This window comes from Solidesulfovibrio sp. (genome assembly GCF_029978005.1).
In the GTDB taxonomy this organism is placed as follows: Bacteria; Desulfobacterota; Desulfovibrionia; order Desulfovibrionales; family Desulfovibrionaceae; genus Solidesulfovibrio.
Map to the genome: position 1 here is coordinate 1 of NZ_JARKOZ010000003.1, position 8,111 is coordinate 8,111.

Consider the following 8,111-nt stretch of genomic DNA (forward strand, 5'->3'; position numbering starts at 1 on the left):
GCCGCGAAGCGGCGGCATCGAACGGCCAATTCCGGCCTCGCCGACGCACTCCCGCCCACGACCACCTCGCCACCCGCTTCCCCATCCTCCGCCTCCCCATCGAGGGGGTCCGGGGGGGATCATCCCCCCCGGCCGCCGGAGGCATCTTCCCTCCCCCCCGCAACCGACCTAATACGCGTACGGCTCCGCTGCCCTCCATTCGAACATGTAGACCTGTTCGGTCGGCAGCGGGGCGGTTTCAAGGTGGTCGGCCGCGAACAGCGCGCCCGGGGCGATGGAGGAGAAGGACATGCCGGGCAGCATGTATTCGCCGCGCTGGTCGGCGGGCATGTCGGTCAGGCGGCCGTAGGCGACGATCCAGCTTTTGTCGGCAGGGAGTTCGGTTCCGGGCGGGATTTTGACCTTGAAGCCGACGCCGGTGCTGTCGGCGAAGCAGCACCAGACGGCCAGGCGGAAGAGGACGAATTCGCCGGAGGCGTCCAGGGCCGGGTCGCGCTTTGCGAAGCCGCGCATGACGTAGGGTCTGTCCCAGGCTTCGGAGCGCCCTTTGGCGGCGATGTCGAAGAGTTCGCCGGTATTGATGGGGATGAATTCCTTGCCCAGCGCGATCATGCGGCTGGGGGTGGATTCGGGCGGCGGCGCGGGCAGGCTCGGGGCAGTGGCGAAGGGGTCGGAGTCGATGCGGCCGGAGATGGCTTGCGTGCCGCCCTGGGTGAGGGCGGCCATGGCCAGCAGCGCGACGTAGGCGGCTGTGCGGCCGAGGCTTGGGCGCGAGACGGGCCGCCACAGGGCGTAGGCGGCGAGCACGGCCAGCACGGCGGCGGCGGCGAGGGTCACGGGCTTGAATTTCGGGTTGAGGAACATCCAGTAGTCGCCGGCCAGGGGCAGCCAGGCCATGAAGCCGGCCATCAGCAGCCAGGCCGCGCCGTCGATGCGCGCGGCGAGGGCCTGGGCGGGGAATTTCTTCATGATGCGCCTCCTGTGGCGATGCCGAAGACGACGCAGGCGACGAAGACGATGGCCGCCGGCGCGAAGGCCAGCAGGTGCACCAGGCGGGGGGTGAAGACCTGTCGCCACATGAGCAGGAGCTTGAGGTCGAGCATGGGGCCCAGGCACAGAAAGCCCAGGCGCGAGGCCAGGGGGAAGGTGGAGAACGAGGCGGCCACGAAAGCGTCGGCCTGGGAGCACAGCGAAAGCAGCACGGCCAGGGCCATCATGCCGGGGATGGCCAGGACGAGGTCGTTTTCCATGGCCATGATGACCGGAGCCGGCACGTAGGCCTTGAAGGCAGCCGCGACCATGGAGCCGAAGACGAGCACCTTGGCCATGTCCAGGAAGTCGGCCATGGCGTGGCGCAGGGCGCTGGCGGCCTTTTGCCTCTGGCTTTCGCGCAGGGCCGAGACGGGCAGGGCGTCGGCCAGGGAGCCGAAGGGCGTGCCGGAGAGGGCGGCCGGGGTGTGGTGGTGCTGGTGATCCGGACCGTGGTCGTGGCCGCAGCCGCATTCGGGTTCGCGGCCGGCAAGGGGCCGCAGGAGTTCCTCGGTCTTGCGGCCGCCGGCCAGGTAGCCCACGACCAGGGCGGCCAGGGCCACCAGCAGGCAGCGCCAGACGGCCATGGTCGGGTCGCCCCGGAAGGCGACCACGGTGGCCAGGATGGACACGGGATTGATGACGGGCGCGGCCAGCATGAAGGCCACGGCCGCGCCGGCCGGCACGCCCTTGCCCATGAGGCGGCGGGCCAGGTAGACCACGCCGCATTCGCAGCAGGGTGTGGCCGCGCCCAGCGCCAGGCCGAAGAGGGTGGAGGCGAGGCGGCCCTTGGGCAGCAGCCGCTCCATGCGCTGGCGCGGCACGTAGGCTTCCACCAGGCCCGAGGCGATGGAGCCCAAGAGCAGGAAGGGCAGGGCCTCGATGACGATGGAGAGGGTGGCCTGGGCGAAGAGGTCGAGGCTCAAAAGCGCGTTCATGCCGGGATCGCCGCCAGTTCCAGCTTGAAGGTGGCCTTGCCGCCGGCGTCCGGCACGAACCGGGCCAGGCGCTGGTGAAAGGCGGCCAGGGCCGGCCGGTGGGCGACGCTCACGATGGCCGTGCCCGGCAGGCGCGAGACGAGCAGGCCGTAAAGCGCCTGTTCGGCCGGCTCGTCCAGGGCGCTGGTGGCCTCGTCGCAAAAAAGCCAGCGTGGCGCGAGGAGCAGCGCCCGGGCGAAGGCCAGGCGCTGCTGTTCGCCCACGGAAAGCTCCTGGGACCAGTGCCGCTCGACCTCGAGCTGGTCGGTAAGGTGGGCCAGGCCGCAGTCGGAAAGCGCGGCGGCGATGCGCTCGCGGCCGTAGGTCTCCGGCGCGTCGGGGTAGGCCACGGCCGCCTCCAGGCTGGCGATGGGCAGATAGGGGCGCTGGGGCAGGAAGAGCGTCCGCTCGCCCGCCGGCATGGAAAGCGTGCCCGAGGCGAAGGGCCACAGGCCGCCAAGCGCCCGAAAGAGCGTGGATTTGCCGCAGCCCGACGGTCCGGCCACCATGAGGCGCTCGCCCGGGGCCAGGGCCAGGGACGCGCCGGCCAGGAGCGTGTCGCCCTGGGGCAGGCGCAGGGTGAGGTCGTTGAGGCGCAGGCCTGCGCCGGCCGGGGCGTCGGCGCGGTCGAGGCCCTCGTGACGGCGCGATTCCAGGCCTTCCAGGGCGGCGGCGAAGCCGGTCAGGCGGTCCACGGTGGCTTTCCACAGGGCCAGGCGGGTGTAGGCGTCGATGAACCAGGACAGGGCCGACTGGACGTGGCCGAAGGCCGAGACGGTCTGCATGAGTCCGCCGAGCTGGATGGCCCCGGAGAAGTAGCGCGGCGCGGCCACCAGGAAGGGGAAGATGACCGCGGCCTGGGAATAGCCGGCGGAGAACCAGGTGAGGCGCTTCTGGCGGCGCATGATGCCCCACCAGTTGGACACCACGCCGGCGAAGCGGCCGGCCAGTCCCCGGGCCTCCTGGGATTCGCCGCCGTAAAGCGCGATGGCCTCGGCGTTTTCGCGCACGCGCACGAGGTTGTAGCGGAAGTCGGCCTCGTAGCGCTGCTGGAAGAAGTTGAGGCGGATCAAGGGCCGGCCGATGAAATGGGTCAGCATCGAGCCGAGGCCGGCGTAGACCAGCGCGGCCCAGAGCATGGAGCCCGGGATGGGCAGGTCGAGGATGTGGATGTCGCCCGAGAGGTTCCAGAGGATGACGGAAAACGAGGCCAGGGTGACCACCGATTCGAGGAAGCCCAGGGTGAGGGAAAGCGTCTGTTCCACGAAGCCGTTGATGTCTTCGCTGATGCGCTGGTCGGGGTTGTCGGTGAGTCCGTTTTCGAAGCGCAGGCGGTAGTAGTTGTGCGCTTCGAGCCACCTTTCGGCGTAGCGTTCGGTGAGCCAGCGCCGCCAGCGGATCTGGAGCATCTGGCGCAGGTAGATCTGGTAGACGGCCACGATGATGAACATGGCGGCCAGGATGGTGAAGCGGCCGAAGAGGCGGAAGAAGGCGTCGACGTTTTTTTCCTGGAGGGAGTTGTAAAAGAGGTTGTTCCACTCGTTGAAAAGGACGTTGAGATAGACGATGCCGAGGCTCATGCCGATGATGACGGCCAGGAGCAGGCCGGACTTGAACCGTTCCTCGCTTTTCCAGTAGGGCTTGGTCAGGGCCCACAGATCGGACAGGAAGCGCCGCTTCGACCCGGGCATGGGGAGACTCCTTTGGCTGAGGCTTGCGCCCGCAGGCGCGGACCGTCACCCTCTAGTCGCTTGCTCCGGCGGATGCAACCTGGTTGCCCGGCGCAACCACATGAAATCTCGTTCATCAAACGCGAAGGCGGCCGCCTCCCGGGGGAGGCGGCCGCCTTCGGACGCGTCGGCGGGCCGGCGCTAATATTTGTAGGTGAGGCCGAAGGCCACCTTCCAGGTGTTGTTGCCGTTGGCCTGGCTGGCGAGGCGATGTCCCCAGACGCTCTCCTGGAAATGGCCCTGGGCCCAGCCCGTCTCGATGCGGGCCCCCAGGTTGTCGTTGATCATGTACTGGCTGTCGAAGTTGACGCCCAGGGCGTACTCGTTGACGGTCAGGTCGCGGCCCAACTGGAAGTAGGGATTGGAGCCGACGGCGTCGTTGAGGAAGCGGATGGCCCGGGGCGAGTTGTTGCCCTTGAGGTAGGTGAAGGTCAGGCGCTGGGAGAGCTTCTCCACCAGGGTGATGTTGTTGAGGGACGCGCCGAGGCCCATGGCTCCGACCGGGTCCATGCCCATGTTGGAGTTGCGGGCGAAGACCTGGCTGTCGTCGAAGAGGAACGAGCCGCCCGGACCCCAGTTGGGGCGGGTGTGGGGCAGGCGCTCGGAGCCGTTGCCGGTGGATTTGTCCTCGCCGGTGGACCACCAGGCGAAGACCTGCGGCGTGAGCACGTCCCAGCCGACGTATTCCGCGCCGAAGTCCACGAACCAGCCCTGGCGGCGGCTCTTGCTGCGGTCGTCGAGGGCTCCGCCGCCGTTGATCACGTCGGCGTAGAAACGCACCGGGTCGAGCACGGACAGCTCGAAAGCGCCGCCGGCCCAGTAGTAGGCGTTCTGGTTGTTCTTCCAGCCCGTCTGGCCGACCATGGTGCCGGCAGAAAGCAGGTCTTCGGCGTAGGAGGCCTCGGCGAAGGAGGAGGCGTAGGCCGTGTAGTATCCGGCGCTCTTGCCGGCCATGGAGAACACGCCCCAGGGGGTGACCTTGAAGCCCGGCAGGGTCACGGGCAGGGTCAGGATGTAGAAGTCCAGCTCGTCGCCGACCTGGGTGGTGGTGTTGTCGAAAGTGCGGTTGGTGTCGATCATGCGGGCGAAGCCGGCGCTGATCTCCAGGGTGTCCTTGACCAGCGGAGCCTTGACGATGCAGGCGGCGGCCCAGTCGGTGAAGACGATGCTGTCGTTGAAAAGGGCGCTTTGGGGCAGGGCCACGGGCTGGAGGCCGGCGGTGACCTGGATGTCGGTGTTCGGATACTTGAATTCGAGGAAGGCCTGGTAGACCAGGATGCCCTGGGAGTCGGGATTGGCGGCGGTGTAGGTGCCGGTGCCCCAGGTGTTGTCCGTCTTGGTGGCCAGGCGGAAGCGCACGTTCTCGTTGGCGATGAAATCGATGCGCACCCGGATGCGCTGCCAGATCTCGAAGGTGTCCTCGGTCTTGGTGCCGGCCTTGGTCCAGGTGGGGGTGTTGGACGTCCAGGCGGGGTCGTTCCAGCCGGTGAAGTTGTGGCCGCTGAAGTAGACGCCGTAGACGCGGGAGTCGCCGGTGATGCGGACTTGCGTCTCGGCCTGGGCGACGCCGATGGCTCCCCAGAGGAGCAGGGCCACAAGGGCCGGCACGGTGAAGCGTTTCATTCCTCTCCTTCCTCGTGTTGCGGGTTGATGGACGCGGGTTCCTTTCGGGACGGCATCCGGGAGCCGTCGCCGTGTTTCTCGGGTCTTCCCGGCGCGGGGCGAGGGCGTCGGAGGGACCCGGCGTGTCGCGGTGCGGCAACGCCTGGACCAGGAAGGAAGACTTCAAGACCATGCGTCGCATTGCCGCCGGGCGGCCCGGTTGGCGCAATGCGGCGGGGAAACGGCACGCAGAAGAAGAATGCGGTCCGCGTGGGCCGTATCCCGTTTATATTGCAACGACTCTCGGGCACATGACTGCGAAGCCATGTGGATAAGGAATAAATCGCGTCAAGTAAAGTCCACGGAACGGAAAACTCCGCGACAAGCAACGCGCCTTGTTTGCCGACGTTTCAGACTGCGGGAGGACGGAGAAGTTGCCGTTGAACCTTCGGGTCAGGCGGACCCTTGCCTCCGGTTGTTCGGCTCATGCAGGGTTGGTGCGGCGTCCACCCGGAGGCGGACACTTTTCAATAGATAGCATAGTATAACTATTTATATTGGAAAGTACGGATGTGCTTTTTCGGAGGGCAACACCTAGATGTAGGGGTAGGGCTGGTTTTCGAATTCCTTGGCCCGGGGATTGGGGTAGAGGCCCTTGGCCTTGAGGGCGGCCAGGTCCTTGGAGCGGTCCACCCATTTGGTGTGCAGCAGATGTTCGGCCTCGTGGGACAGGGGCTCCTTGAGGAACTTCCTGTACAGGGCGATGACTTGGCCGTTGTCCTGGGAGGCGCGGACCTTGAAGGCCGCGTCCGCGCCGTAGACGCCGCTGACGCGATCCATCATGTATTCCTTGAGCTGCTTGGCCGCGGCCACGGCCCGGCCGGTCAGGCGCAGGCCGACGAGCGCGCCGCCGGTCAGGACGCAGGCGGTCTTCAAAAAGCCGCGACGGGTGAAGCCGGCGATGGACATGGGACGCCCTCCTTAGGCTTTCTGCGCGTTGTAAAGGGCCAGGCGCCTTGTAAGCGACGCGTGGAACCTGGTGGCCCTGTCGTTCATGGACTGGAGCACGGTGGGCATGACGGGCTGGCCGCCGCCCATGACGCAGCCGCCCGGGCAGGCCATGAACTCGATGAAGTGGTAGGGCGACTTGCCGGCCTTGACCGCGTCGCAGACCTTGGCGAAGTTCTTGCCGCCGTTGACCACGGCCACCTTGACGGCGGTCCCGGCGATGTCGACCGTGGCCTCCTTGATGCCGCCCAGGCCCCGCACGGCCTTGAAGTCCCAGCTCTGGGGGGGCTTTTGGGTCAGGGCCTGGTAGGCGAAGCGCAGGGCCGCCTCCATGACGCCGCCCGAGACGCCGAAGATGGTCGCGCCGCCCGTGGACTCGCCCATGACCGCGTCGCGTTTGCCCTCGACCAGCCGGGGCAGGTCGATGCCGGCCTTTTTGAGCATGTAGGCCAGCTCGCGGGTGTTGATGGTGGCGTCGATGTCGCGGAAGCCGCTGGCGTTGTATTCCGGCCGCATCCCTTCGAACTTCTTGGCCGTGCAGGGCATGATGGACACGGTGTAGACGGTCTTGGGATCGTAGCCGGCCTCCTTGGCCCCGTAGGTCTTGGCCAGGGGGCCCATCATGGCGATGGGCGACTTGCAGGAGGAGAAGTGGGGCAAAAGTTCCGGGTAGAAGGTCTCGGCGTACTTCTGCCAGCCGGGACAGCAGGAGGTGAACTGGGGCAGGGGCTTGTCGAGCTTTTTCGTGATGCGGGCCAGAAGCTCCGAGCCCTCCTCCCAGATGGTCACGTCGGCCGTGTATTCGTTGTCCCAGACGTTGGCGAAGCCCAGGCCCTTGAGGGCGGCCAACATGTGCCCGGTGGTCACGGCCCCCAGCGGCATGCCGAAGGGGTCGCCCAGGGCGTAGCGCACGGCCGGGGCCGGCATGGCGATGACCTTGACGCTTTTGTCCTTGAGCTTGGCCTCGATGGCCGGGACGAAGGATACGGTTTCGTACACGGCGGAAACCGGGCAGTGGGTCAGGCACTGGCCGCAGTTGATGCAGGCGGCCGGGTCCACCACCTTGTGGGGCTCGCCGGTCTCGCCGGCGATGGCCCCGGTGGGGCAGTAGCCCATGCAGGTGTCGCAGCCGATGCACTTGGTCTCGTCGACCTGCACGATGAGCGACTGGTCCAGGTCCGCGCCCGGGGGCGGCGTGCTCGTTTCGTAGAAGATTTTTTCCATCTCGATACGGCTCATGGACGACCTCCGACGGGTTGATGGGTTCCCCTTGCGGGTGGGTTGGCGGACGGTTGGCGACGGGAGGCGCGCGCCCGGGGCGAAAGCGGCGGAGATGGGGCGCAAGCGGTCCTGGGGCCTCCCGCCGGGCGCGGGGCGAGGCGTTGCCGGGCTTGGATGTATGGATATAAATTTTTAAAAAGTAGCACGAAAGATTTGTACTATAAACAATCGTATCTTTCAAGTCAGATGAAAAATTATTCTTTGTGACCTGACGGCTTTTCGAAGGAGCGAGGAGCCGACGCGTCTCCGCCTGCCTGGGCTGCCCGTCAGGCCGCTCGGTTGGCCGGTTCGACCCCGGAGAGGGGGCCGCCCGTGCGGCGGGAGCGGCGGGCGGCCCTGGCGGCGGCAGGACCGCGCGGCGAGGGGCAGGACCGCGCGGCGAGGGGCAGGACCGGCGCGGCGAGGGGCAGGACAGGCGCGGCGAGGGGCAGGCCGGCGCGGCGAGGCGCGGGACCGGCGGCGCTTCGTGAAGCGGACGGCCGGG

Annotated in this window: 6 protein-coding genes and 1 pseudogene; all 7 read right to left on the reverse strand. The window is 67.4% G+C overall.

The window, feature by feature from the left end:
- Positions 1 to 168: 168 nt before the first annotated feature.
- Positions 169 to 969, reverse strand: a complete 801-nt coding sequence (locus Q1K70_RS00380) for a DUF1980 domain-containing protein (RefSeq protein WP_300154183.1) — start codon at positions 967 to 969, stop codon at positions 169 to 171.
- A complete protein-coding gene (locus Q1K70_RS00385; protein WP_300154186.1) occupies positions 966 to 1,967 on the reverse strand; it encodes a permease in 1,002 nt (333 codons plus the stop codon). The genes Q1K70_RS00380 and Q1K70_RS00385 overlap by 4 nt, the downstream gene beginning before the upstream one ends.
- Positions 1,964 to 3,697: an ABC transporter ATP-binding protein/permease gene (locus Q1K70_RS00390; protein WP_300154189.1), complete on the reverse strand. Its 1,734-nt coding sequence runs from the start codon at positions 3,695 to 3,697 to the stop codon at positions 1,964 to 1,966. The genes Q1K70_RS00385 and Q1K70_RS00390 overlap by 4 nt, the downstream gene beginning before the upstream one ends.
- Positions 3,698 to 3,877: 180 nt before the next feature.
- The gene (locus tag Q1K70_RS00395) at positions 3,878 to 5,359 is read right to left on the reverse strand and encodes an outer membrane homotrimeric porin (RefSeq protein WP_300154192.1); all 1,482 of its coding nucleotides are present in this window, start codon (positions 5,357 to 5,359) and stop codon (positions 3,878 to 3,880) included.
- A 573-nt stretch (positions 5,360 to 5,932) separates the two neighbouring features.
- Entirely contained in the window at positions 5,933 to 6,307 is a 375-nt protein-coding gene (locus Q1K70_RS00400; protein ID WP_300154195.1) for an iron hydrogenase small subunit, read from the reverse strand.
- A 12-nt stretch (positions 6,308 to 6,319) separates the two neighbouring features.
- Positions 6,320 to 7,585, reverse strand: a complete 1,266-nt coding sequence (locus Q1K70_RS00405) for a [FeFe] hydrogenase, group A (protein WP_300154197.1) — start codon at positions 7,583 to 7,585, stop codon at positions 6,320 to 6,322.
- A gap of 308 nt (positions 7,586 to 7,893) precedes the next feature.
- Positions 7,894 to 8,111: pseudogene (locus Q1K70_RS00410) on the reverse strand (hypothetical protein); the annotation flags it as partial.

Coding starts and splice junctions, on each gene's coding strand:
- Q1K70_RS00395 (WP_300154192.1), bottom strand. CDS start 5,359: ATGAAACGCTTCACCGTGCCGGCCCTTGTGGCCCTGCTCCTCTGGGGA.
- Q1K70_RS00405 (WP_300154197.1), bottom strand. CDS start 7,585: ATGAGCCGTATCGAGATGGAAAAAATCTTCTACGAAACGAGCACGCCG.
- Q1K70_RS00380 (WP_300154183.1), bottom strand. CDS start 969: ATGAAGAAATTCCCCGCCCAGGCCCTCGCCGCGCGCATCGACGGCGCG.
- Q1K70_RS00385 (WP_300154186.1), bottom strand. CDS start 1,967: ATGAACGCGCTTTTGAGCCTCGACCTCTTCGCCCAGGCCACCCTCTCC.
- Q1K70_RS00400 (WP_300154195.1), bottom strand. CDS start 6,307: ATGTCCATCGCCGGCTTCACCCGTCGCGGCTTTTTGAAGACCGCCTGC.
- Q1K70_RS00390 (WP_300154189.1), bottom strand. CDS start 3,697: ATGCCCGGGTCGAAGCGGCGCTTCCTGTCCGATCTGTGGGCCCTGACC.